24 protein-coding genes are annotated in these 23,973 nt (G+C 56.0%); 11 read left to right on the top strand and 13 right to left on the bottom strand.

Translation table 11 applies throughout. The annotated features are described in order from the left end of the window. Positions 1 to 5 precede the first annotated feature (5 nt). Positions 6 to 1,109 carry a glutamate 5-kinase gene (gene proB, locus AC2CGP_RS09820; protein ID WP_015368077.1) on the bottom strand — a complete coding sequence of 368 codons (1,104 nt, stop codon included), beginning with the start codon at positions 1,107 to 1,109 and terminating at the stop codon, positions 6 to 8. A 289-nt stretch (positions 1,110 to 1,398) separates the two neighbouring features. Here proB and phoE point away from each other — a divergent pair, with 289 nt between their 5' ends. After that, positions 1,399 to 2,451 (top strand): phosphoporin PhoE, encoded by a 1,053-nt coding sequence (phoE, locus tag AC2CGP_RS09825; RefSeq protein ID WP_015368078.1) that lies wholly within the window; start codon positions 1,399 to 1,401, stop codon positions 2,449 to 2,451. Between the two features lie 64 nt (positions 2,452 to 2,515). Here the strand turns inward: phoE and AC2CGP_RS09830 are convergent, their stop codons facing one another. Continuing rightward, positions 2,516 to 3,082, bottom strand: coding sequence for a C40 family peptidase (locus AC2CGP_RS09830; RefSeq protein WP_032712701.1), 567 nt, complete (start codon positions 3,080 to 3,082; stop codon positions 2,516 to 2,518). A 226-nt stretch (positions 3,083 to 3,308) separates the two neighbouring features. Further along, positions 3,309 to 4,106 (bottom strand): AraC family transcriptional regulator, encoded by a 798-nt coding sequence (locus tag AC2CGP_RS09835; protein WP_015368080.1) that lies wholly within the window; start codon positions 4,104 to 4,106, stop codon positions 3,309 to 3,311. A 101-nt stretch (positions 4,107 to 4,207) separates the two neighbouring features. On the opposite strand from AC2CGP_RS09835, the gene AC2CGP_RS09840 reads away from it, so the two are divergent. Beyond that, positions 4,208 to 5,005 (top strand): sulfite exporter TauE/SafE family protein, encoded by a 798-nt coding sequence (locus AC2CGP_RS09840; protein WP_032707511.1) that lies wholly within the window; start codon positions 4,208 to 4,210, stop codon positions 5,003 to 5,005. Positions 5,006 to 5,086: 81 nt separating this feature from the next. Beyond that, complete coding sequence (locus AC2CGP_RS09845) at positions 5,087 to 5,752, top strand: HAD family hydrolase (protein WP_213759336.1); 666 nt, start codon at positions 5,087 to 5,089, stop codon at positions 5,750 to 5,752. A gap of 58 nt (positions 5,753 to 5,810) precedes the next feature. On the opposite strand, the gene phnE (AC2CGP_RS09850) is transcribed toward AC2CGP_RS09845, so the two are convergent. From phnE (AC2CGP_RS09850) to phnC, 4 genes are all read right to left on the bottom strand, one after another. Then, entirely contained in the window at positions 5,811 to 6,695 is an 885-nt protein-coding gene (gene phnE, locus AC2CGP_RS09850) for a phosphonate ABC transporter, permease protein PhnE (protein ID WP_047058583.1), read from the bottom strand. Then, the gene (phnE, locus tag AC2CGP_RS09855; protein ID WP_047058582.1) at positions 6,692 to 7,564 is read right to left on the bottom strand and encodes a phosphonate ABC transporter, permease protein PhnE; all 873 of its coding nucleotides are present in this window, start codon (positions 7,562 to 7,564) and stop codon (positions 6,692 to 6,694) included. The genes phnE (AC2CGP_RS09850) and phnE (AC2CGP_RS09855) overlap by 4 nt, the downstream gene beginning before the upstream one ends. 69 nt (positions 7,565 to 7,633) lie before the next feature. Continuing rightward, entirely contained in the window at positions 7,634 to 8,575 is a 942-nt protein-coding gene (phnD, locus tag AC2CGP_RS09860) for a phosphonate ABC transporter substrate-binding protein (RefSeq protein WP_047058581.1), read from the bottom strand. Positions 8,576 to 8,607: 32 nt separating this feature from the next. Beyond that, positions 8,608 to 9,450, bottom strand: coding sequence for a phosphonate ABC transporter ATP-binding protein (phnC, locus tag AC2CGP_RS09865; protein ID WP_047058580.1), 843 nt, complete (start codon positions 9,448 to 9,450; stop codon positions 8,608 to 8,610). An 803-nt stretch (positions 9,451 to 10,253) separates the two neighbouring features. Between phnC and ecpR the strand changes: the two genes are divergently transcribed. Genes ecpR through AC2CGP_RS09895 form a run of 6 tightly spaced genes read left to right on the top strand, consistent with a single transcriptional unit; the run spans position 10,254 to position 17,021 of the window. Beyond that, positions 10,254 to 10,796: an ECP biosynthesis operon DNA-binding transcriptional regulator EcpR gene (gene ecpR / locus AC2CGP_RS09870; RefSeq protein WP_015704518.1), complete on the top strand. Its 543-nt coding sequence runs from the start codon at positions 10,254 to 10,256 to the stop codon at positions 10,794 to 10,796. A gap of 60 nt (positions 10,797 to 10,856) precedes the next feature. Continuing rightward, positions 10,857 to 11,444, top strand: coding sequence for a common pilus major fimbrillin subunit EcpA (ecpA, locus tag AC2CGP_RS09875; protein ID WP_015704519.1), 588 nt, complete (start codon positions 10,857 to 10,859; stop codon positions 11,442 to 11,444). 57 nt (positions 11,445 to 11,501) lie between these two features. Continuing rightward, positions 11,502 to 12,170 (top strand): EcpB family pilus assembly chaperone, encoded by a 669-nt coding sequence (locus tag AC2CGP_RS09880; protein ID WP_015368090.1) that lies wholly within the window; start codon positions 11,502 to 11,504, stop codon positions 12,168 to 12,170. Positions 12,171 to 12,195: 25 nt separating this feature from the next. Next, positions 12,196 to 14,721 carry a fimbrial biogenesis outer membrane usher protein gene (locus tag AC2CGP_RS09885; protein WP_077203174.1) on the top strand — a complete coding sequence of 842 codons (2,526 nt, stop codon included), beginning with the start codon at positions 12,196 to 12,198 and terminating at the stop codon, positions 14,719 to 14,721. Between the two features lie 43 nt (positions 14,722 to 14,764). Then, positions 14,765 to 16,357, top strand: coding sequence for a fimbrial adhesin EcpD (gene ecpD, locus AC2CGP_RS09890; RefSeq protein WP_228304137.1), 1,593 nt, complete (start codon positions 14,765 to 14,767; stop codon positions 16,355 to 16,357). Next, on the top strand, positions 16,326 to 17,021 hold the full coding sequence (locus AC2CGP_RS09895) for a fimbrial biogenesis chaperone (RefSeq protein ID WP_015704522.1): 696 nt from the start codon (positions 16,326 to 16,328) through the stop codon (positions 17,019 to 17,021). Before ecpD ends, AC2CGP_RS09895 begins: the two co-directional genes overlap by 32 nt. 17 nt (positions 17,022 to 17,038) lie before the next feature. On the opposite strand, the gene AC2CGP_RS09900 is transcribed toward AC2CGP_RS09895, so the two are convergent. Continuing rightward, the gene (locus tag AC2CGP_RS09900) at positions 17,039 to 18,220 is read right to left on the bottom strand and encodes an amidohydrolase (protein ID WP_058649522.1); all 1,182 of its coding nucleotides are present in this window, start codon (positions 18,218 to 18,220) and stop codon (positions 17,039 to 17,041) included. Positions 18,221 to 18,231: 11 nt separating this feature from the next. Beyond that, positions 18,232 to 19,425, bottom strand: coding sequence for an MFS transporter (locus AC2CGP_RS09905; RefSeq protein ID WP_015368095.1), 1,194 nt, complete (start codon positions 19,423 to 19,425; stop codon positions 18,232 to 18,234). 134 nt (positions 19,426 to 19,559) lie between these two features. Here AC2CGP_RS09905 and AC2CGP_RS09910 point away from each other — a divergent pair, with 134 nt between their 5' ends. After that, positions 19,560 to 20,468 (top strand): LysR substrate-binding domain-containing protein, encoded by a 909-nt coding sequence (locus AC2CGP_RS09910; protein WP_015368096.1) that lies wholly within the window; start codon positions 19,560 to 19,562, stop codon positions 20,466 to 20,468. Here the strand turns inward: AC2CGP_RS09910 and AC2CGP_RS09915 are convergent. The 4 genes from AC2CGP_RS09915 to AC2CGP_RS09930 are packed head-to-tail and all read right to left on the bottom strand — an operon-like array spanning position 20,428 to position 23,504. Next, a complete protein-coding gene (locus AC2CGP_RS09915) occupies positions 20,428 to 21,132 on the bottom strand; it encodes an amino acid ABC transporter permease (protein WP_020079527.1) in 705 nt (234 codons plus the stop codon). The genes AC2CGP_RS09910 and AC2CGP_RS09915 overlap by 41 nt on opposite strands. Further along, positions 21,122 to 21,874, bottom strand: coding sequence for an amino acid ABC transporter permease (locus AC2CGP_RS09920; protein ID WP_213759338.1), 753 nt, complete (start codon positions 21,872 to 21,874; stop codon positions 21,122 to 21,124). The genes AC2CGP_RS09915 and AC2CGP_RS09920 overlap by 11 nt, the downstream gene beginning before the upstream one ends. Beyond that, positions 21,871 to 22,689 (bottom strand): amino acid ABC transporter ATP-binding protein, encoded by an 819-nt coding sequence (locus AC2CGP_RS09925; protein WP_032707519.1) that lies wholly within the window; start codon positions 22,687 to 22,689, stop codon positions 21,871 to 21,873. Before AC2CGP_RS09925 ends, AC2CGP_RS09920 begins: the two co-directional genes overlap by 4 nt. A gap of 5 nt (positions 22,690 to 22,694) precedes the next feature. Next, the gene (locus tag AC2CGP_RS09930) at positions 22,695 to 23,504 is read right to left on the bottom strand and encodes an ABC transporter substrate-binding protein (RefSeq protein ID WP_370429554.1); all 810 of its coding nucleotides are present in this window, start codon (positions 23,502 to 23,504) and stop codon (positions 22,695 to 22,697) included. A 280-nt stretch (positions 23,505 to 23,784) separates the two neighbouring features. Here AC2CGP_RS09930 and AC2CGP_RS09935 point away from each other — a divergent pair, with 280 nt between their 5' ends. Next, positions 23,785 to 23,961 (top strand): hypothetical protein, encoded by a 177-nt coding sequence (locus tag AC2CGP_RS09935; RefSeq protein ID WP_015368101.1) that lies wholly within the window; start codon positions 23,785 to 23,787, stop codon positions 23,959 to 23,961. Positions 23,962 to 23,973 lie beyond the last annotated feature (12 nt).

Consider the following 23,973-nt stretch of genomic DNA (forward strand, 5'->3'; position numbering starts at 1 on the left):
GCTCCTTAACGGGTAATCATATCGTCGCGATGGACGGCCACCGGGCCGTATTCATAGCCGAGGATGGCATCGATTTGCTGCGAGTGCTGCCCGGCGATCAGGCGCAGGGCGTCGCTGTTATAGCGGCTTACGCCGTGAGCGATATCGCGGCCTTCGCTACTGCGGATTCGGATAACTTCGCCGCGGGAGAAATTCCCGCTGACGGTTTTGATGCCTTTTGGCAGCAATGAGCTTCCTCTTTCCAGAATAGCCTGGGTCGCCCCGGCATCGACGGTGATTTCACCGGCCGGCGGCGCGCCGAAGATCCAGCGTTTGCGGTTCTCCAGCGGTGATTCCTGAGCGTGGAAACAGGTGCCCACCGGCAGGCCTTCCATCGCGTGGCCGATAACGTCCGGGCGGTTGCCGGCGGCGATAATGGTATCGATGCCTGCGCGACAGGCGACGTCCGCAGCCTGCAGTTTGGTGCCCATGCCGCCGGTGCCGAGGCCGGAAACGCTATCGCCTGCGATGGCGCGCAGCGCGTCATCGATGCCGTAGACATCTTTAATAAGCTCGGCCTGCGGATTGCTGCGTGGGTCGGCGGTAAAGAGTCCCGGCTGATCGGTTAACAGCAGCAGTTTATCGGCGCCGGCGAGAATGGCCGCCAGGGCGGAAAGATTATCGTTGTCGCCGACTTTGATTTCAGCGGTGGCGACGGCGTCATTCTCATTAATGACCGGCACAATATTGTTATCCAGCAGCGCGCGCAGGGTATCGCGGGCGTTGAGGAACCGCTCGCGATCTTCCATATCGGCACGGGTCAGCAGCATCTGGCCGACATGAATGCCGTAAATAGAGAAAAGCTGCTCCCACAGTTGGATAAGACGGCTTTGGCCGACTGCCGCCAACAGCTGTTTTGAGGCAATGGTGGCGGGCAGTTCAGGGTAGCCGAGGTGTTCACGTCCGGCGGCGATGGCCCCGGAAGTCACAATCACAATGCGGTGCCCCATGGCATGCAGCTGCGCGCACTGGCGCACTAACTCAACGATATGGGCGCGGTTCAGGCGTCGGGATCCGCCCGTTAAAACACTGGTGCCCAGTTTTACCACCAGCGTCTGGCTATCACTCATGATTTTCTGCCGTTCAAAAGGAATATCGAGATCGAGCTGATGTTGTAACAGGAGTCAGGCCGCTTGCCAACTGCTGGCGTATTGGTCAAGCCATTTTATTGCGCGGATCGGGCATTCTGCGCAGGCAAGGTGACATATTTATGACGGAAATATTTAAACATTCTTTTTTATAAAAAGTTCCATTTCGTCATAAATATTTAACACTACAGCGTTAAAAAACCTCCAGTTTTTGACGGGGCCTTCGCCCGGAATTGATAAGCGCGTGTAAATAAATCACCAGGACCACATAATGAAAAAGCGTTCACTGGCATTAATGATGATGGGTTTTGTTGCTTCTTCGGCTTCACAGGCAGCGGAAGTATACAATAAAGACGGCAATAAACTGGACGTGTACGGCAAAGTGAAAGCCATGCACTACTTCAGCGATTATGACAGCAAGGATGGCGACCAGACCTACGTTCGCTTCGGTATCAAAGGCGAAACGCAGATCAACGATCAACTGACCGGTTATGGCCGCTGGGAATCCGAATTCTCCGGCAATAAAACCGAAAGCGATTCTTCGCAGAAAACCCGTCTGGCGTTTGCCGGCGTGAAGTTAAAAGAGTTTGGATCATTTGACTATGGTCGTAACCTCGGCGCGCTGTACGACGTTGAAGCCTGGACCGATATGTTCCCGGAGTTCGGCGGCGACTCCTCCGCGCAGACCGATAACTTCATGACCAAACGCGCCAGCGGCCTGGCGACCTACCGCAACACTGATTTCTTCGGCCTGGTGGATGGTCTGAATATGACCCTGCAATATCAGGGAAAAAACGAAGGCCGTGAAGCGAAAAAACAGAATGGCGACGGCTTCGGCACCTCTTTAAGCTATGATTTCGGCGGCAGTGATTTCGCCGTCAGCGCGGCTTATACCAGTTCTGACCGTACCAACGATCAGAACCTGCTGGCGCGCGGCCAGGGCTCCAAAGCGGAAGCCTGGGCTACCGGCCTGAAGTACGACGCCAACAATATCTACCTGGCGACAATGTACTCTGAGACCCGCAAAATGACCCCGATCAGCGGTGGTTTTGCTAATAAAGCGCAGAACTTTGAAGCGGTCGCCCAGTATCAGTTCGATTTCGGTCTGCGTCCGTCTCTGGGCTATGTACTGTCGAAAGGCAAAGATATTGAAGGTGTCGGCAGCGAAGATCTGGTCAATTATATTGACGTCGGCCTGACCTACTACTTCAACAAAAACATGAACGCCTTTGTGGATTACAAAATTAACCAGCTGAAGAGCGATAATAAGCTCGGTATTAACGATGACGACATCGTCGCGCTGGGGATGACCTATCAGTTCTGATAAAACTGAGCGTAATAAAAATAAAAACCGCGGCCCTGAGCGCCGCGGTTTTTATTTGTCAGGATTAGCGGTTTTTCGCCAGATGCAGATCGTCGTTATTCATGGTGATCTGCGCGTTATATTCCTTCGGCAAGCGCCGCGCCTGATAAAAGACGCGGTTCCAGTACGGATTATCCAGAGACGAACGCATGACGCCCTGGCTGGCGGAGGCGTGCAGGAAGTTGTGGTCAGTATCGTAGAAACCGACGTGCATGCCGCCGTGAATGCGGAAGAAGACTAAATCGCCAGGTCGTAACTGCTGCTTGCTAACCCGCACGCCCATATGCAGAAGATCGCCGGTGGTCACGCGGTCCATTGGCAGATTGAAGCGGTCCTTCAGCGTACGCCAGACAAAGCCGGAACAGTCGACGCCGCTCTGGTCGGTGCCGCCCCATTCATAAGGGGTGCCGTCCCAGGTGTGCATCTGATCGTGCAGGGCGGCCAGCACCGGTATCAGATCGTCGGAGCCGCTGTCGATCGGCTCATAATGATGCTGCGCCACCGCCTTGGGCGGTTTTTTTGGGGAAGATGAACATCCTGCCAAAATCAATAAAGGAACAAGTAATAAAGCGTGGCTGAGTTTGGGCTTCATGTCGTTATTTTCATGTTAGGGATCGACCGTCGCCATTTATAGCGTATTCAGGGAAACGTCAGAATGATGAAACGCAAAATTTACGAAAACTTACGTACCGCAGGCATAAATTCGCCGGTACCGTAATAAGCACATTTTTCAGATAGTAAACGCGGTGATTTTATTTATTAATAAATGTTTACTATCTAAATCAAAATATAACAGGCCAGAATCAGGATGTTCTTATTTATCTGACGCGAGAGACAGGCGTGCCTCCTTTAAGATGGCGGATAAAAGAGGCTGGCGCATAGCCCATCGCTTTGCGGAACATGGCGGTAAACGCCGCCGGATGCTCATAGCCAAGGCTTAACGCCACGTCGGTAATGCTTCGCCCTTCTCGCAGGGCGGTGAGAGCGTACATCAGGCAGGCTTTATGACGCCAGTCGCGAAACGCCATCCCGGTCTCCTGCAAAAAGCGGCGGTTGAAGGTACGCAGGCTTTGACTCATCTTTTGGGCCCACAGCTCCGGCGTGCTGTGAATCTCCGGTTGGCGGAGAAACGCGCTGCATAGTTCAGCCAGCCGCGGATGTTGCGGTAGCGGCGTAAACATCGGCAGCGGCGGGGCGGCCTGCAGTTCAAACAGTAATAGGGCGATAAGCGCCGCATCATGTCCGCTCTCTTCATACAACAGCGGCAACTGGCAGGCGGCCAATAGCAGTTGATGTAGCAGCGGCGAAACCTGCAATACTTCGCAGCGTACCCCGGCGCGCGGCGCGTCCTGCGGTTCGATATACAGACTATGGGTGCTCACGCCCGGCATCCAGACGCGATGCGGTTTGTTAGCGGGTATCCATACGCCGCTGAACGGCGGCACCAGCCACTGACCGTCATCGGTTTCGACTTTCATCAAGCCATTCACGGCATAGAGAAACTGCGCTCGCCGGTGATGATGGCGCGGTAAAAGGGTGTCAGGCGGATAATCGCTACCCAGGCCTAATACCCGGCGCGGCAGATGATCGACATCATTAATCGCGATATTGCGCATGCGTACTCTCCTGGCTGAAAATCGTAATATATTGGCTTTTAATCGTAAGTCAGCCATTCCGCTATTCTATATCGTTACCTCCCTGAATGGAGGAACGGTATATGATATTTGGGCTTTTTGTTTGTGGACTGTTATCCGGGGTAACCACCTGGCTGTTTGGCTTCGGCGGCGGCTTTGTTACCGTGCCGCTGCTTTACCTGTTGCTGAGCCATCAGGGCACAGTAGGCGGTCAGGCGATGCAAATAGCGGTAGCGACGTCGGCGCTGGTGATGCTGTGCACGTCGCTGTTGGCAAGCGGCCGCCACCTGCGCGTCGGAACGGTTCACTGGCGCTCCCTGCTGCCGATACTTGGCGGCATCGCCATCGGCGGTATTGCCGGCGCGGCGCTGGCGCTGAGGGTTAACGGCGAGTGGATCCGCTGGCTGTTCATTTTGTACCTGGCGGTGACCATGGTGGATTGCTACGTTCGCCCCGGCTTTATGGCGCCGTCGACGGCTTGCGCACCGTCGAGTGCAGGGCGCGAGACTATCCTTGGCGGCGGGATTGGCCTGATTGCCGCCTTCCTTGGCGTTGGCGGCAGCGTGATGACCGTGCCGCTGATGCGCCGGCGTGGCGCGACGATGGCGCAGGCCGCGGCAATGGCCAACCTGCTGACGCTGCCGCTGGCGGCGACCGCCAGCCTGACGTGGCTGCTGATGGCGCCGATGGCGGCGCTGCCCTCCGGTTTCATCGGTAATATCTGGTGGCTGGCGGCCGGGCTGCTGGTGGCCGGGAGCTGGTTGGGATTGCGGGGCGCATCGCGCTGGCTGGCAAAACTCCCCGATCGCTGGCACGTGCGGATCTACCCGCTACTATTGCTACTGGTGCTGCTGGCGATGTGCTTTGGCGGGGTGGGCTGAAAGCGCTGGCGGATCATGCTCCTGTCATCTTCTTTATACATGCTCTCGCAGGCTTATATTACTGATTATGGAAAATGACCGATGTCTAATGCTGTGACGATTTTCGATCTGGATAACACCCTGATTAAAGGGGACAGTAGTACGCTGTGGAGCCAGTTTATGGTGCGCGAAGGCTGGGTGAGCGATCCGGAATATCTGGCGCGCGAGGCGCAACTGATGGCGGATTACGACCGCGGGGAAATGAATATCGCCGATTATGTTGCGCTGATTCAGGCGCCGCTGATCGGCATCCCGCAGGCGCAGGTGGATACGCTGGTGGCGCGATTCGTGCGCGAAAAGGTGTTGCCGCGGGTCTACCCGCAGGCATGGGACGTTATTCGTACCCTACAGGCGCGAGGGGAAAAAATGTTGGTGATCTCCGCCTCGGTGACGCTGCTGGTGCAGGCGATAGCCGCCGAGCTGGGGATTGAACAGGCGTTGGGTATTGATGTTGAAATGGCGGATGGCGGCTACAGCGGTGTGATTGTCGGTACTCCGAGCTATCAGCAGGGCAAAGTGACGCGCCTGGCACAGTGGCGGGAGGCGCATCCTGACTATACTGGCGAAGTCACTTTTTATACCGATTCGATAAACGACCTGCCCCTGTGCCTGCATGCGGATCGCGTGCGGTTGGTCAACCCGTGTCCGCAGCTGCTGGCAGCCAACGCCCGGCACGGCTGGCCGGTGCTGGCGTGGCGGATCGAATAACGAGACGTTTTCCCTGATTGGTAGCCCCGGTAAGCGTAGCGCCACCGGGGAGAGGGGGTTATTGCTGGCTTTGATACAACGGCACTACGCTGCCGCCGATATAACGGCGGCGCAGCCAGGCGGAGAGGGTGTCCATCACCATGACCACCGCGACCAGCAACAGGGTAATAAACATCACCACATCCCAGTTCCACAAACGCATATTTTCCGCGTAAATGAGGCCAATCCCCCCCGCGCCGACAAAACCTAACACCGCGGCGGAACGGGTGTTGGATTCAATCTGATATAAACTCAGCGCCAGGAAAGTCGGGAACGACTGGGTGAAAATGCCGAAGCGGTGTTTCTGCAGACCATTAGCGCCGACGGCGGTGAGGCCGCGGCCCGGCGAACGGTCTACCGCCTCGTGGCCTTCAGCATACAGGCGGCCCAGCAGGCCGGTATCCTGCATAATAATCGCCAGTACCCCCGCCAGCGGCCCGAGCCCTACGGCGCGCACGAAAATCAGACCCCAGATAGCCATATCGATACCGCGCAGCATGTCAAACAAGCGGCGCATCAACACGGCGATAATGCCGGGAATCACGCCGCGCATAATATTGCGCGCCGCCAGGAATGACAGCAACAGCGCGATGACCGTCGCGGTAATCGTCCCGGCGAAGACGATGGCAAGCGTAATGGCGATTTGCGTGAAGTAATAGGCAAACGGCCAGTTCCAGAAGTCGTGCCAGACAAACATCCGCAGCAGATAGCGCCCCATCTGCTGTAGTCCGGTAACCAGTTGTTCGCTGCTGATACCGAACTGCATAAAGAACCAGACGTAATAAAGTACGCTCGCCAGCGCCAGCAGGCCGACATAGCGCAGGTATCGCCCTTGGGTCTTATACAGCGCCTGATGCTGGCGGCGGCTGGCGGCGATATCCGGTTGATGTTGCCATTGACTCATTTTTTCCCCTCCAGAACCCACTGGCGCAGGCGGCCGGAAAGCATATCCAGCAGCGACACCACAATAATGATCAGCAGCAGCGTCATGCTGACCTGATCGTAACGATCGAGCTTAATGTTGGTCATCAGCTCCTGGCCGATCCCGCCGGCCCCTACCAGGCCAAGAATGGTGGATGAGCGGAAGTTGATCTCAAGGCGCATAAAACCGTAGGAGAGAAAAATCGGTTTCACCTGCGGCCACAGGGCAAAGCGCACCTTCTGCAGCGCCGATGCCCCGCAGGCCGCCAGCCCGCGCATCGGTTTATCCTGCGCGCTTTCCACCGCTTCGTAGAACAGTTTGGTCAGGCTGCCGACCGTATGCAGCATCAGCGCCAGAAAACCGGGGATCGCGCCGATACCGAACGCCATGACGAAAATGACCGCCCAGGCCAGCTCAGGCATGGTGCGTAAAAAGGCCACCAGCACGCGAACGGCGAAGCGTAGCGGCGCGGGTGACCAGGCATTATTGGCGGCGAGGAAAGCCAGTATTGTCGCTACCGCGACCGCCACCAGCGTGGAGGCCAGCGCCAGCTGCAGCGTCTCCCAAATCAGCGGTAGCTGAATCGGCAGGCGATACCCCCAGTACGCCAGCGAGCCTTTGGTATGTGAATCGGCTAACAGAACGCCCGGATGCAGCGTCGGCAGCGTCTCGAACATATAGTCGAGAAAGTTTGGCAGAGAACGCCAGATGGTGAACAGATTAAACTCGGCGGCATGCCCGGCGGCAAAGTAGAGCGCCAGCAGCACCAACGACCAGCCGAAGGTATCGCGCTTTTGCCGTGTCCTGACCTGCTGGTAATAACGTTCAAATTCGGTATGGGTATTATTCATGCGGCGAAAAGGTCTTTAACGTAGCGCCGCCGTCCGCATTGCGTCGCGGACGGCGGCATCGGTGCGGGATTAACGCGCGCTAACCAGCTCGCGTTTCATATCGATGATCTGCTGGAAATCGGCCACGCTGCCCGGGCCGATGTGCTGAGTACCGCCCATCGCTTTCACGAAACAGGCGTGATCGTCGGTATCCAGTTTTTTAAGCGCGGTGACGACTTTGGCTTTGAAGTCCGCCGGCAGCGCATTGCTAACGAGGATCGGGCCGTTCGGGATCAGAGGCGATTGCCAGATAATCCGGATTTGCTTCATCAGATCCGGATGATCCATGCGAATCAGGCGATTGAAAGCGCCCACGCTGTAGCCGCTGTTGTAGTCGCCGACCATTGAGGTCCAGGTGACCGCGCCGGCAAACTGGCCGTTCAGCACGCCGAGAATGTCCTGTTCGTGGCCGCCGGAGAAGGTGACGCTGGAGAAGAAATTATTGTATTTGTTATCCGCGTCGCCGCCGAATTTCTGTTTAAAGGCATGGTTTGGAATTAAATAACCGGAAGTGGAATCCGGGTCGGCGAAGCCAAAAGCTTTGCCTTTTAAATCGTCCAGCGTTCTATACGGGCTGTCAGCTTTGACGATGACCACCGAGTGGTAGCCGCGGGATTGATCTTTATCGTCAACGGCGATACCGACAATATCGACGGCTTTCGGGTTATTGATATAGACCGAGGCATAAGAAGAAGGCGACATACTTAATACGACATCGACTTTCCCGCCCAGCAGTCCCTGAATGACGCCAGAATAATCGGATGAGTTACGTAATTTGGTATCGACCTTCAGCTCTTTATCAAGAAACTGTTTCACGCACTGGTTATCGCCAATTTGCTGCGTGGCGTTTTGACCGCCGAGAATCCCCAGATTTAATTCCTTCGGCTGTTCAGCGGCGCTCGCTTGCCACGTCAGTAACAGAGCTGCGATTGCTGCGGATAAACGAACTGCGCCATTAATGTGTTTGTTCATTATTTTGCCTGTGTGTTTTTAACTAAAGGAAATTAATGCAATTGGCTAATTTCATCGCCGTACAACCGATGCAGGACATCCTGAGTCAGCTGTGCCGGATGATCGTCGAAAATGATGCGGCCTTTGGCGACGCCAATGACCCGGGTGCAGTACTCTTTGACCAGTTCGACCGAATGCAGGTTGACCATCACGCTAATCCCCTGGCCGCTGATTTCCCGCAGTACATTCATGATGCGCTGGGTGTTTTTGGGATCGAGCGAGGCGACGGGTTCATCCGCCAGCAGGATCCCGGGGTTTTGCATCAGCGCACGGCAAATCGCTACGCGCTGCATCTGGCCGCCGGAGAGGTTTTCCGCCCGCTGTAGGGCGTGCGGCAACATATTCATCCACTCGAGAAGGGAAATCGCGCGCGCCCGGTCGGCGTCGGTGAAAACCTTAAACAGCGACTTCAGGGTTGAGGTTTGACTCAGGCGGCCGAGCAGTACGTTAGTCAGCACATCAAGGCGCGGCACGAGGCAGAAGTCCTGGAAAATCATGCCGCATTCGCTGCGCCAGGCATTGAGCGCGCGTCCTTTCAGGCGTGAAACATCATGGGGCATACCGACTTCCGGAAAGCTGAGTATTTCACCGCCGGTGGCGCTATGAGTACCGTTCAGGACATGCAGCAGCGTGGATTTCCCGGCTCCCGAGCGGCCAATCACGCCCACCAGCTCGCCGGCATGGAGGTCAAAGCTGATGTTATCGAGCACGGTTTGCTGCGCATTATAAGATTTACTCAGGTTGCGCACGCTTAAGACTTTCCGCTGCCGGGTTGGGGCGATGGGCGTAGTTAGCGAAAATTCGGTTTCCGCCACCGCGGCAAGAGAGCTGTTCATAAGAGTGTCCTGGTTCGTCATAAACTGGTCACTATTAATCGCGTTTTGTGTGAACTTTCGATGACGGTAAGGCGAAAAAATAATGAAAGCGTGATGAAACGCTTACCTGCAAGGTAAAAGAAACATGCCAGCGGCAATCATAGCGTGATGGTCTACACTAATGAAAATGAGAGCAAATAAGAAAGAAATATGAGAACTAATCTCATTCTCTTAGATATCATTCTTTCATGGGATTAATAGTCCTCTGCAAGCGGTTTTTATGTTTGTGTTTAGGCATTTTGTGCGGTGCTTAAAACCATTCACGCAGCTTATGATTGGGCGGATCGTCTTGTAAATGGCTGTTTTGCGGTATTATCTTCTTAATTTTATGTGTTATTAAGATTTTTCGCAACGTCATTTATCTCATCCATTAAGAATATTCCTAATGAATTAGGGTTATGATCCTGGATGATATAATAATCGATTCGGATTGTAGGAATTTTCGATCAATAACCACATGAAATTAAATGTTTTTTGTTTTTGAGCAAAAAATAGGATTTCTGCAAAAAGCAAAAAATTGACATAAATGAGAATTAGCTTCACATCCTGCTTGTTGACACTTAATCAGAAAAAACCTAAATTTGAATCCAACAAAAAATATAAATCGATAAATAATTTCGACATTATTAATGATTAAATAATGCCGCTGGTGTTTTATTATAACCAATTTAAACAGGGGTAATTTGCAGGTTTAATCTCTGCAGGCCTGGCTATCGGCGATGGGGTGAAAGGTAGTATTCCAGGATGAAGAGGATAAACAGTATATGGACGATCAATGCTCCCTTGATAAGTGTATTTGGCCAGCACATGATACTTATTTTTTAAAAGGCTTGTCGGAACTCATCTTAGATATCGAAGAACTTATTTATTTGTCACTGGATAAAATATGTAAGGACTTTTTGTTTATCAATCTGAGTACCAATGCATTAAATTACTTTATTCGCTATGACAACGACTGGTTAGCCAAGGCCAAAGGCAAACAAATTATTCTGATTGCCGCGAGAAAGTCAGAAGCGTTAGCCAATTATTGGTATTACAACGGTGATATTCGCGGCGTGGTGTATGTCGACCTCGCGCGCGATATAAGAAAAGATCTGGCCTATGTAATTAATGGTCGGTTTCTGCGTAAAGATATTAAGAAAGAAAAAATTACTGACCGGGAAATGACGGTGATCAGAATGACGGCCCAAGGAATGCATCCGAAATCTATCGCCAGAATTGAAAATTGCAGTGTGAAAACTATTTATACCCATCGGCGAAATGCTGAGGCCAAGCTGTATTCAAAAATTTATAAATTAGTTATGTAACGTTTATTTAGTGGTACACCGGGACGACTTGTCCTTAATTAAACTCAGGATGAAAAAGCTATGAAAAAAAAGGTTATTGCTATTGCTCTGGTAACGGCGTTTGCTGGAATGGGTGTTGCTCAGGCTGCTGATGTCACTGCTCAGGCCGTTGCTACCTGGTCTGCAACCGCGAAAAAAGACACTTCCAGCAAACTGGTTGTTACCCCGCTTGGCAGCCTGGCTTTCCAGTATGCCGAAGGGATTAAAGGCTTTAACTCACAAAAAGGTCTGTTTGATGTTGCGGTTGAAGGCGATACCACGGCGACTGCCTTCAAACTGACTTCACGTCTTATCACTAACACTCTGACTCAGCTGGATACCTCCGGCTCAACGCTGAGCGTGGGCGTGGATTATAACGGCGCCGCGGTAGAAAAGAGTGCTGACACCATCATGATCGACACCGCTAACGGCGTACTGGGCGGCAACCTCAGCGCGCTGTCTAACGGCTACAACACCGCAGGCCGCACCACCGCGCAGGACGGCTTTAACTTCTCCATCATCAGCGGTACCACCGACGGCACCACCGCGGTAACCGATTACAGCACGCTGCCGGAAGGGATCTGGAGCGGTGACGTGAGCGTGCAGTTCGACGCAACCTGGACCAGCTGATTTTCTCGTAGCACCGGGCAGGGGAAATCCCCCTGCCTCTTCATGGACTGAACGCTTATGAAAAAACATCTTCTGGCCATTGGCCTGCTGCTGGGATTGGCGAATCCCGCGCTGGCGCTGGATGTCGGCGATATCTCTTCCTTTATGAACAGCGGCAGCAGCACGCTGAGTAAAGAGATTAAAAATACCACCGACAGCGGCCGCTTAATCAACATTCATCTGGAACGTCTCTCTTCACCGCTGGATGGCGGCAAAGTGATCCCGATGGATAAACAGGATGAAGTCCTGTTGACCCCCGCCAGCTTGTTATTGCCCGCAAAGGCCAGTGAAGTGGTGCGCTTTTTCTACAAAGGCCCGGCGGATGATAAAGAGCGCTACTACCGCATTGTCTGGTTCGATCAGGCCTTAAGCGATGCCCAGCGCAATGGCTCCCAGCGCAGCGCGGTGGCCACCGCTTCAGCCCGCATCGGCACCATTCTGGTGGTGGCGCCGCGTCAGGCTAATTTTCGCTACCAGTTTGCCGGCGACACGCTGACCAATACCGGTAACGCCACCCTGCGCATCATCGCCTACGGCCCGTGTCTGAAAATCGCTGATGGCAAAGAGTGCAAAGAAAACTATTACCTGATGCCAGGGAAATCGCGTCGCTTCACGCGCGTCAATATTGCTGACAAAAAAGGACGGGTCGCGCTCTGGCAGGGCGAGCAGTTTGTTCCCGTGAAATAGACATGTGTGCTGATGGATTAAGACTATGCCTTTACGACGGATCACCCCTGGACTGAACGCGCTGCTTGCCTCCGGCATGGTTCTTTTGCTGGCGCCTTATAGCGACAGCCTGGCCGCCGAGCGCGTGCAGCAAATCGGCGGCGTGATTATCCCGCAGGCTTTCAGCCAGGCTTTGCAGGACGGCATGAGCATTCCTCTGTTTATTCATCTTGAAGGCAGCCGCGATAATCAGAACGATCAGCGTATCGGCGCCGCGTATATCTGGCTTGATGGCGATGTGCTGCGGGTTCGGCAAATCACCCTCGAAGAGGGCGATGACAACGCTCGCGTCAGCGACGAGACACGTCAACAGCTCAGACGTTTATCCAATGAGGCTTTCAACGACGCGCTGAAGATCCCCTTAACCGATGCCGCGCAGCTACACCTTAGTCTGCGCCAGTTGCTGTTGCAACTGGTGGTGAAACGTGAGGCGCTGGGAACCGTGCTGCGGTCGCGCAGCGAGGATATTGGCCAGTCGAGCGTTAAAAGTTTCAGTAATAACCTTACCTACAACCTCGGGGTCTACAACAACCAGATGCGTAGCGGTGGCAGTAATACCTCCAGCTATCTGTCACTCAATAGCGTTAGCGCGCTGCGCGAGCATCACGTGGTGCTCGACGGCTCGCTGTACGGCATCGGCACCAGCCACCAGGACAACGAACTGTATAAAGCGATGTACGAGCGCGACTTCGCCGGGCACCGTTTTGCCGGCGGAATGCTGGATACCTGGAACTTACAATCGCTGGGGCCGATGACCGCGATTTCGGCCGGTAAAATCTACGGCGCGTCGTGGGGCAACCAGGCCAGCTCGACGGTATTTGATAACAGCCAGTCGGCGACGCCGGTGGTGGCATTCTTACCGGCGGCAGGCGAGGTCCACCTGATGCGTGACGGACGCCTGTTAAGCGTGCAGAACTTCGTCATGGGGAATCATGAAGTTGATACCCGAGGCCTGCCTTACGGTATTTACGACGTTGACGTCGAAGTTATCGTCAACGGAAGAGTGGTCAGCAAACGCACCCAACGCGTCAACAAGCTGTTTACTCGCGGACGCGGCGCGGGCGCGCCGCTGGCCTGGCAAATCTGGGGCGGCAGTTTCCATATGGACCGCTGGTCGGAAAGCGGTAAAAAGACGCAGCCGGCGAAAGAGAGCTGGCTGGCGGGGGCGTCGGCTTCCGGATCGCTGAGTACGCTCAGTTGGGCGGCCACCGGCTACGGTTATGATAACAATGCCGTCGGCGAAACGCGCATCACGCTGCCGCTGACCGAGGCGGTGAATATCAACCTACAAAACATGCTGGCCAGCGACAGCTCCTGGAGCAGCATCGGCAGCGTCAGCGCCACCTTACCCGGCGGCTTTAGCTCGCTGTGGATTAACCAGGAAAAGACCGTTATCGGCGATAAGCTGCGCCGCAGCGATGCCGACAACCGGGCGATCGGCGGCACGCTGAACCTGAACGCCCTGTGGTCAAAACTAGGCACTTTTAGCATCAGCTACAACGATGACCGCCGCTACAACAGCCATTACTACACGGCGGATTATTACCAGACGATTTATAGCGGCTCTTTTGGCTCGCTAGGCCTGCGCGCGGGCTTACAGCGCTATAACAACGGCGATAGCAACGCCAACACCGGGAAATATATCGCCCTCGATTTATCACTGCCGCTGGGCAACTGGTTCAGCGCCGGGATGACCCATCAGAACGGCTATACCATGGCTAACATTTCGGCGCGTAAGCAGTTTAATGAAGGGGCGATTCGAACCGTCGGCGCCAATATTTCGCGGGCGATTTCCGGCGATACCGGCGACGACAAAACCTTAAGCGGCGGCGCTTATACGCAGTTCGAAACGCGCTACACCAACGGCACGCTGAACGTCAACAGCGGCGCCGACGGCTACGTGAACACCAACCTGACCGCCAGCGGCAGCGTCGGCTGGCAGGGGAAAAATATCGCCGCCAGCGGGCGAACCGACGGCAATGCCGGGGTGATCTTCAATACCGGTCTGGAAGACGACGGCAAGCTCAGCGCTAAGGTTAACGGGCGCATCGTGCAGCTCAGCGGTAAACGCAACTACCTGCCGCTTTCGCCGTACAGCCGCTATGAAGTCGAACTGCAGAACAGTAAAAACTCGCTCGACAGCTACGACATTGTCAGCGGTCGTAAGAGTCACCTGACGCTTTATCCCGGTAACGTGGCGGTGATCGAGCCGGAAGTGAAGCAAATGGTCACCGTCTCCGGGCGCATCCGCGCCGAAGACGGCACGCTGTTGGCGAACGCGCGCATTAATAACCATATCGGGCGCACCCGTACCGATGAGAACGGTGAATTTGTCATGGATGTCGATAAAAAATATCCCACCATTGATTTTAGCTACGGCGGAAATAAAACCTGTGAAGTGGCGCTGGAGCTCAGCCAGGCGCGCGGCGCGGTGTGGGTAGGGGACGTGGTATGCAGCGGTCTCTCTTCATGGGCGGCGGTGCAGCAGACAGGAGAAGGTAATGAAAGCTAAGTGGCTACTCGCTTTGGCGACGCTGACGATTGCGCCGCTGGCGATGAACGCTAAGGCGGCGGTGACAAAATATTCTGAAGCCGCTGCTCCGGCGCGCGAATTTGTCTTTGTCGAGAACAACTCTGATGACAACTTCTTTGTCACCCCTGGCGGCGCGCTGGATCCCCGCCTGACCGGCTCAAACCGCTGGACCGGGTTAAAATCAACCGGTTCTGGTGATACCGCGTACCGTCAGGTCAGTCTGGGTTATATCGATGATGGTCACAACCATGGGATCTCCGCTAATTACCGGTTTGATATGTGGCTGGATAATGCGCCGGTCTCTCACCCTTTACTGGGCTTGCGGTGTATTAACTGGTACTCGGGATGCGACCTGGCAACCAGCCTGATTTTACCCCAGTCAACCGATGCTAATGGATTTTACGGCGTCTCAACGGGGAGCGGGACGAAATGGCGTCACGGGATGATGTCCGATGCCTTTTATCAATACCTGCAGCAGATGCCGATCGGCGGTACTTTTACGATGACCATTAATTCCTGTCAGACATCGGTCGCTTACGATGCGAGCAAAGGCGAGCGTTGCAAAGATCAGGCGTCAGGTACCTGGTATATCCGCGACGTAACCCATACCAAAGCGGGGCACTTACGCCTGATAAACACCCACTCACTGGCGGAAGTGTTTATCAATAGTGACGGCGTGCCCACGCTGGGCGAAGGCAATGCCGATTGCCGTACACAAACGATTGGTTCTCGTTCCGGTTTAAGCTGCAAAATGGTTAACTATACGCTGCAAACTAATGGGTTAAGCAACAGTTCGATTCACATTTTCCCGGCTATCAGTAACTCTGCGCTGGCATCGGCGGTAGGTAACTACGATATGCAGTTCAGCCTTGACGGTAACTCATGGAAACCGGTCAACGGCATTCTGCAGTATTACACTTTCAACGAGATGAAGAGCTCTGATTCTATTTACGTCTTTTTCTCGAGTAACTTTTTCAAGCAGATGGTGGCGTTGGGCATTAGTGACATCAACACCAAAGACTTGTTTAACTTCCGTTTTTATAACACCACTTCACCGGAATCCGGCTGGTATGAATTCTCGACATCCAATAGCCTGATTATCAAACCGCGTGATTTCAGCATCAGCATTATCTCCGATGAGTACACTTCGGCGCCGTCACGTGAGGGCTACGTCGGCAGCGGCGAACCGGCGCTGGATTTCGGCTACATCGTCACCACCAGCGGCAAAACCGCCGCCGATGAGGTGTTGATTAAAGTTACCGGCCCGTCACAGGCGATTAGCGGGCGCTCGTATTGCCTGTTCAGCTCGGCGGACGGTACCGCGCAGGTGCCATTCCCGGCGTCGCTCTCTTTCATTACCCAAAGCGGGGCGACGAAAAGTTACGACGCCGGCTGCGACAATAGCTGGCACGACATGACCGATGCGCTATGGCTGACCACGCCGTGGACTGATATTTCCGGCGATGTGGGGCAGATGGATAAAACAACGGTGCGCTTTTCGATTGCCATGGACGATCCTATCTCGCTGCGCACCATCACCGACAACGGCTGGTTTGGCGAGGTCAGCGCTTCAGGAGAGATTCATGTCCAGGCGACGTGGCGTAACATTAATTAAGCTGACGCTGGCGAGCCTGTGGCTGCTGGCCGCGCCGCTGGCGCAGGCGATTTCTGTCGGTAATCTGACCTTTTCGCTGGCCTCTGACGCTGAGTTTGCGGCGAAAAGGGTGATTAACAACAATAAAAGCGCGCGGCTATATCGGGTGTCGGTGGTGGGTATCGACCGGCCCGGCGGCCATGAGGTTCGTGCCCGCCCGGCGGACGGCGAACTGCTGTTCGCCCCGCGCCAGCTGACGCTGCAGGCGGGTGAAAGCGAATATTTTAAGTTCTATTATCACGGGCCGAAGGATAACCGCGAACGCTACTATCGGGTCTCGTTTCGTGAAATTCCCACCCGCAACCTGGTGATGCGCGCCCCGGCGGGCGGGCAGATCAGCATGGAGCCGGTGGTGGTGATGGATACCATTCTGGTGGTACGCCCGCGGCAGGTTCAGTTTAAATGGGCGTTCGATAAAGCGGCGGGGAGCGTCAGTAATACCGGCAATACCTGGTTTAAGCTGCTGATAAAACCGGGATGCGACACCACGGAAGAGGAAGGTGACGCCTGGTATCTGCGCCCCGGCGATGTCGTTCGCCAGCCGTCGCTGCGTAAGCCCGGCAACCACTACATTATCTATAACGAGAAATTTATTAAAATCAGCAATGATTGCCCGGTGAAATAGCCGGGCAATCGCCTGAATTATTCCTCGTTCAGCAACTCACTCACCAGCGCGATATGGGTCTTAATGCCGACCGCCAGCGCATCTTCGTCGATGCGAAAATGCGGGTTGTGCACGTTCCACGTCGCCCCTTTTTGCGCATTGCCGCAGCCGATAAACAGAAAGGTACCGGGGATTTTCTCCTGGTAGGAGGAGAAATCCTCGCTGCCGAATAGCGCCTTATCCTGCAGCTGCAGCGTACCTGCCGGGAAATGGCGGGCTATGGCTTCGCGGGCGATATGATTGGTGGCGTCGTGGTTGTTGCCCACCGCATAGCCCTGCTGCCATTTAATCTCGTAGCTGGCGCCGTGGGCGGCGGTGATGCCGTCGATAATCCGTGCCATCAGCGGCGGTACCGCCTCGCGCACCTGCTGGCTATGGGTACGCAGCGTCCCGGCCAGCCGCGCGCTGTCGGGGATCACGTTATAGCTATCGCCGGCCTGAAAAGTGGCGATAGTCAGCACCGGCGCGTTGCCCGGATCGATATTGCGGGCGACGATCTGCTGCAGCGCGCCGACCACTTCCGCGCCGATGGTCACCGGATCGATACAGTGCTGTGGCATCGAACCGTGGCCGCCTTTGCCGCGAATGGTGATATCAAAGTTATCGCTGGAGGCGACGTACACACCCTCTTTCAGGGTTATCACGCCAACCGGGCTGGTGGGGAAAACATGCAGGCCGAAAATATGTTCGACGTCGTCAACCACGCCCAGTTCAACCAGCTCACGTGCGCCGCCCGGCGGCACCTCTTCCGCAGGCTGGAAGATGAATTTAATGCTGCCGTGCAGCTGTTCGCGAAGCTGGCACAAGACTTTCGCCGCCCCCATCAGCATCGCGGTATGCGCGTCGTGACCGCAGGCGTGCATTACGCCGGGCTTCGTTGAGCAGAATGCTTCTCCGCTCTCTTCCTGGAGCGGTAGGGCATCGATATCGGCCCGCAGCGCCCACATCGGGCCCGGATGCGCGCCGCGCAGTACGGCAATCACGCTATTTTCCAGCGGGCGGCTTATCTCGAGACCGGAAAATAGCGCCAGCTCGCGGGCGATGTAATCGGCGGTCGGCTTCTCGTTAAACGACAGATCCGGATGGGCGTGGATATGGCGACGCCAGCGCAGCGCTTCCTCGGCCGCGGCGGAAATTAATTGTTCAGTGGCGTGATGCATCAGTGACTCCTTCAATCAATAACGGGCTGACTGACGACGGTTTTACGTTTCATGAGCGGCAGCACCGCCAGCGCGGAGCAAACCATCGCCAGTGAAAGAAACAGGAAAGCGCTGGCGTAACCGTGGGTTTTCTCCACCAGATAGCCAATGACGATCGGCGAGACAAAGCCGCCGAGAGTACCGCCGGTATTAATCAGACCGATGGCCGAGCCCATCATATTTTCCGGCAGGCGTTTCATCGGCAGGGTAAAGGCGGTGACGAAGGTCGACATCAGGAAAATTTCGCCGATAAACAGCAGCAGGCTGGCGGTCAGCGGCGTCCGGGCATGGAAGATAGCGAAGATCGCCACGGCGCTGATTAGCGCGCTAATCGCGATGACCAGCGGTTCGCGATTGAGAAAATATTTACCCACCAGCCAGCCGGTACCGAGCGATGAGATCCAGATCCCCAGACCGCCCGCGGCCACCACGTAGCCGGATGCAGACAGCGACATCCCCATACTCTGAACAAAAAACTTCGGTAGCCAGGCCATCAGGCCATAGCTGGGAATATTGACGCAAAAGATAGCCAGAAAGAGCAGGATTACCGTGGGGTTACGCCACAGGGCGGCGCCGGCGGCGCTCTGTTTCGCGACCACCGCCGTCGGTTGCCGGCGCGGCACGCGCAGGGCGATCAGCAGAGCGATGGCGCAGGCCACGATCCCCAGTACGGTGAACGAGAGATGCCAGCCGAGCAGCGCCAGCGCGTTAACGGCGATAATCGGCCCAATGGTCATCGCCAGTCCCGCTGACGACAGCAATATCGATTGGGCGAAGGTACGTTGTTCCAGAGTGAAGTTGCTTACCACCGCCTTGGCGCAGGAGCAGGGATAGCCTGAATGGCCGACGCCTGACAGAAAGCGGAACAGCAGCAGCAGGCCGAAGCTCGCTCCCAGCAGGCCAAAGCACAGCGCGAATATCCCCAGCGCCGCCAGCGACAGCACCAGCATCGTTTTGTAGCCAATGCGATCGTTAAGCCAGCCCGCCGGCACCTGAAACAGCGAATAGGCGAGAAAAAAGATGCCGGTAATGTAGCCCAGTTGTTCGGCGTTGAGCCCGAACTCCTTTTCGATAGGCAGCAGCGCGAAGCCGGTGACGGTTTTGTCGATATAAACGACCACGTAGCCGATAAACAGTAAGAAGATCATCTGAGACTGACTTTTCATTTTTTTCCGCCCGGTGTCTCATGGTTGCATGTGTTGTCGTGGGGGAATCCCCTACTGCATCCTCAGGCTTTACCCGCGCGGCGGGAAGATATAATTTTTCTATAGGTGATGCTTTTTTCTGATAGGGGTGAGCGGTGAAATATCTTCCCAAATTAAACCAGCTGCAGGCGCTACGGCAGGTGGCGCGTAGCGGCAGCATCCGCTCGGCGGCGCGTGAACTGGGGCAATCGCAGCCGGCGCTGAGCCGGACATTACGTGAGCTGGAGCAAATCCTCGGTACGCAACTTTTTCTGCGCAGTAAAGAAGGCGTCGCCCTGACCGAAGCGGGAATCGCTTTCTTACAGCGCGCGGAGTGGGTGCTGGAGGAGCTGCGGCGCGCGGCGGATGAGGTGGAACAGATTAACCATGTCACCCACGGTCGGCTGACGGTCGGCTTTTCGTCGTTGATTGCCCTGACGGTATTTCCTCAAGTGGCCGAAGGGTTTAAGCAGGCGCTGCCGCAGGTGCAGATGACGGTGAAAGAGGGGCAGCTTTCGTCGCTGCTGCCGGGCGTCCGCAGCGGAGAGATAGACCTGGCGATCGGATCGGTCGACCCGATGCATCCGCCGGAAGGGGTGATGCTGGAACCGCTGTTTACCGCGCCGTTCTGCGTCATCGCGCGCAAGGGGCATCCGCTGGCGCACGAGAGCGATCTGCTGGCGCTGCGTAAAGCCCGCTGGCTGCTGCCGGAGTCGCCGATGGGCTACTACCAGCAGTTACAAAACGAGCTGATTCACTTTTATCGCCAGGTGTCGATTACCCCGCTGCGCACCGACTCGGTCATTGTCGGTTTGCAGATGGTACTGGAATCCGATTATTTGACCATCGTCGCGCGCGCCATGAACCAGCCGCTGCAGCTTGGCGAAAAGCTGGTCACGCTGCCGGTATCCACGCTCCCGGCGGCGCAGTATTGCGCGGTGTGGTCGCAAAAATCGGCGCTCACCGCCAATGCCCGGCTGTTTCTCAATCGGCTGCGAAGCGCCTGTCAGCGCTACGCCTGGTAAAACGGCGGCTCGCCAGCTGGCTGAGGGCGCAGCACAGTAAATAGTAAACCGCGCCGGTAAAGACGAATATCGCCAGCGGGTAGATTTGCACCCGGTTATTGACCTGCCCGGCGACGGTAGTGAGTTCAGGCACGTTGACGATAAACGCCAGCGAGGTGTCCTTCAGCAGGCCGATAAAAATGCCGACCAGCGACGGCTGGACGTTGCGCAGCGCCTGCGGTAGCAGGATTAAGCGTAACGTCTGGCCAGGAGTGAAGCCCTGCGTCAGCGCCGCTTCATGCTGGCCACCGGGCAGGGCGCGCAGCCCCGCCAGCACCGAGTGCATCACCGAGGCGGCGGTGAACCACGCCAGCGCCAGGGTGACCGTTACTGCGCCCGGCAGATCGCCGCCGGTCAGCATCGGTAGCAGATACCACAGCCAGAAAATAACGAAGATCAGCGGGATACCGCGAATAATTTCCGCCCACAGGAATAGCAGACGACGGACCGCTCCGCCGTAGCGCCAGGCGGCGCAGGCTAGCAGAATACCGCCCGGTAGCGCCAGCGCGGTCGCGCCGATGGCCATCAGTAAGGTGAGCGCCACGCCGCCGGGTTGGCCTTCCGCCAGCCGTCCCCACAGCAGATAATCAAGGTTGTCGGCGATCACCGCGAGGTTAGCGTTCATGTTGTGCGCTCCGTGGCTGACGATATCCTGGACCGAAGCGCGTCAGCGCCAGTCCCATAACGATCCCTAGCGCAAGATATAGTGCGGTGCCGACAGCAAAGGCCTCCAGCGCATGGGCGTTATAGCTCTCGATTTGCCGTACCTGGTAGGTGAGCTCGGCGAAGCCAATACCGCTGGCCAGCGAAGAGAGTTTCATCAGATTCAGGTACTGGCCGACAATCGGCTGCCAGGCGTTAGCCAGCCCCTGCGGCAGCAGAATAAAACGTAATTCCCCCCACGGGCTAAATCCCTGCGACAGCGCCGCTTCGCGCTGGCCGTGGCTCACGGCGCGCAACCCGGCGGCAATCTCTTCCACCAGAAATGCCGAGGTAAATACGCCGAGCCCCCACATTGAGCAGAGAAATTCCGGCGTCAGCCACCAGACGTCGCCCGGTAGAATCGACCAGCTATGGGAGTCGTTGATAAAATCGCGCGCCGCCAGCGGCAGCAGGTTCCAGGCGGCGAAGTACCAGAACAGCAGTTGAACCAATAGCGGCGTATTGCGAAACAGCGATACCCACGCCGCCACCAGCCAGCGGCCGGGGCCTCCGCCGCCGAGACGCAGCGCCAGCAGTAGCAACGCCAGCGAGGTGGCCAGCAGTATCCCGGCCACGCCGACCCAGACGGTAGTGAGAAAACCGGAGATAATCCACTGCAGCGGCTGCCCGCTGAGCACGCCATGCCAGTCGAGAATCGCCATCACTCAACGCTCTCCTGATGTAGCGGGTCGAGCACCTTCTGCAGAAAACGGCGGGTACGCGCATGCTGCGGGCGGGCGAAAAATTCCGCCGGCGGCGCGGTTTCGAGGATTTCGCCACCGTCGATAAACACCACCCGATCGGCGATTTCGCGGGCAAACTGCATCTCGTGAGTGACCACCACCATGGTGATACCGCTGTGGGCCAGGGCTTTCATCACCTGCAGCACTTCGCCGATCATCTCCGGATCCAGCGCCGAGGTTGGTTCATCAAACAGGATGATTTGCGGCGAGGAGGCAAGGGCGCGGGCGATGGCGACGCGCTGCTGTTGGCCGCCGGAGAGCTGAGCGGGCATCTGCCGCGCTTTATCCGTGAGACCGACCTGGGTGAGTAATTCCAGCGCCCGCTTTTGGGCGGCATCGTGTTGCCAGCCGTGCACGCGCTCCAGCGCGAGGGTAATATTCTCCTGCGCCGTCAGGTGAGCGTAGAGATTGAACTGTTGAAAAACGAAACCGACCCGGCTGCGCAATTGGCGCAGCGCGCTGCCGGTCAGGCGGCGGGTCGGTTTGCCATCGATGAGGATCTCGCCGCCGCTTAAGGATTCAAGCTGGTTGATCAGGCGGATCAGCGTTGATTTACCCGATCCTGATGGCCCGAGGATCGCCACCACTTCGCCGGGATTGACCGTTAAATTAACGCCGTTTAGTACCTGATGATCGCCGTAGCGTTTAACCACGTCGCGAAAGGTAATACTGGCCTGCTGCAGATGCGAGAAATCCGCAGCCGAAGCCGCGGAGCGTGAAAATAAGGCGGAAAACATCTGGGTTATTTCGCTTCTATGGTAAAGGCGCGCGGCTGCGGAGAGGCGGTGCCAGGGCCAAACCAGGTGTCGTAGATTTTCGCCGCCTGGCCGGATTTTTCCAGCTTAACCAGTTCGTCGTTTACCGCTTTCAGCAGCGCCGGTTCGCCTTTTTTCACGCCGACGCCAATCTCTTCTTTGCTCAGCAAATCCGGCAGAATTTTAAAGTTGGCTTTATCCGGCGCGCCCGCCAGCAGCCCGGCGAGAATGGTGCTGTCCTGGGTTATCGCCTGCACGTTGCCGTTTCGCAGGGCGGTCAGCGCCAATGGAATATCGTCATAGGAGAGCACCCGCGACTGCGGGAAGCGCTGGTGCAGCGCCTGTTCGCCGGTGGTGCCTTTTACCGCGCCGATGCGCGCTTTGCTGTAGTCATCCAGTTTATCCGGCGACTTAGCCGGAACCAGGAACTGCTGGCCGGTCACAAAGTAGGGCGTTGAGAAATCAATGACCTGCGCACGCTCCGGGGTAATGGTGATATCGGCGACGATCAGGTCGGCCTTACCGGACTGCAGCAGAGGAATACGGTTAGCCGGGTTAGTGGCCACCAGCTCAAGCTTGACGCCAAGAGATTTCGCCAGCGCCTGCGCGAAATCGACGTCGTAACCCACCAGTTGATGGGTTTTGGCATCCACGGAACCAAACGGCGGGTTAGCGTCGAAGGTGGCGACCTTCACCACCCCGGCGGCTTTGATATCGGCTAACTGGTCGGCCTGAACCTGGGCGGTCAGCAGCAGCGCGCCCAGCGCAAAAGCGATTTTGGTATAAGTTTTATGCATCATCATTCCCCTGAATCCCTGTTTTGTTTTGTGTTTATCACGCTCCCACAAAAGCGCCTCGTCCGGCAAAGAAGAAAAAATTCTTATCTATAACCAAAATCTCTTAATAAAAATGGGGATATTGCTATTAACCAAATCGCTTTTACAGGAAGGGGTTAGTCACCGAAGCGCAGCGGCGAATATGCATCTTCCAGGATTACAAATTCGGAATTGATATTTCCCGCCCGTCGGCGATTGTGGTTGAAATAACAACAACGCAAACCCGACCGATGGAGGAGAAATGAAAGTAGCGCTGTGGCAACGGATTACCGGCTGGCTGGCTTTTTTATCTAACGGAGAAGCCGGGCAGCAAGATGGTCAACGGATGATGGAGGCGATCTTGCCGGTCGCCAGCCTGTATGGCGTGGATCTCGGCAACGTGGAAACCCGGTGGTTTCGCCATGACAAAACATACTGAGCGGCGCTGGAC

The organism is Klebsiella sp. SYXHC3 (assembly GCF_057196925.1).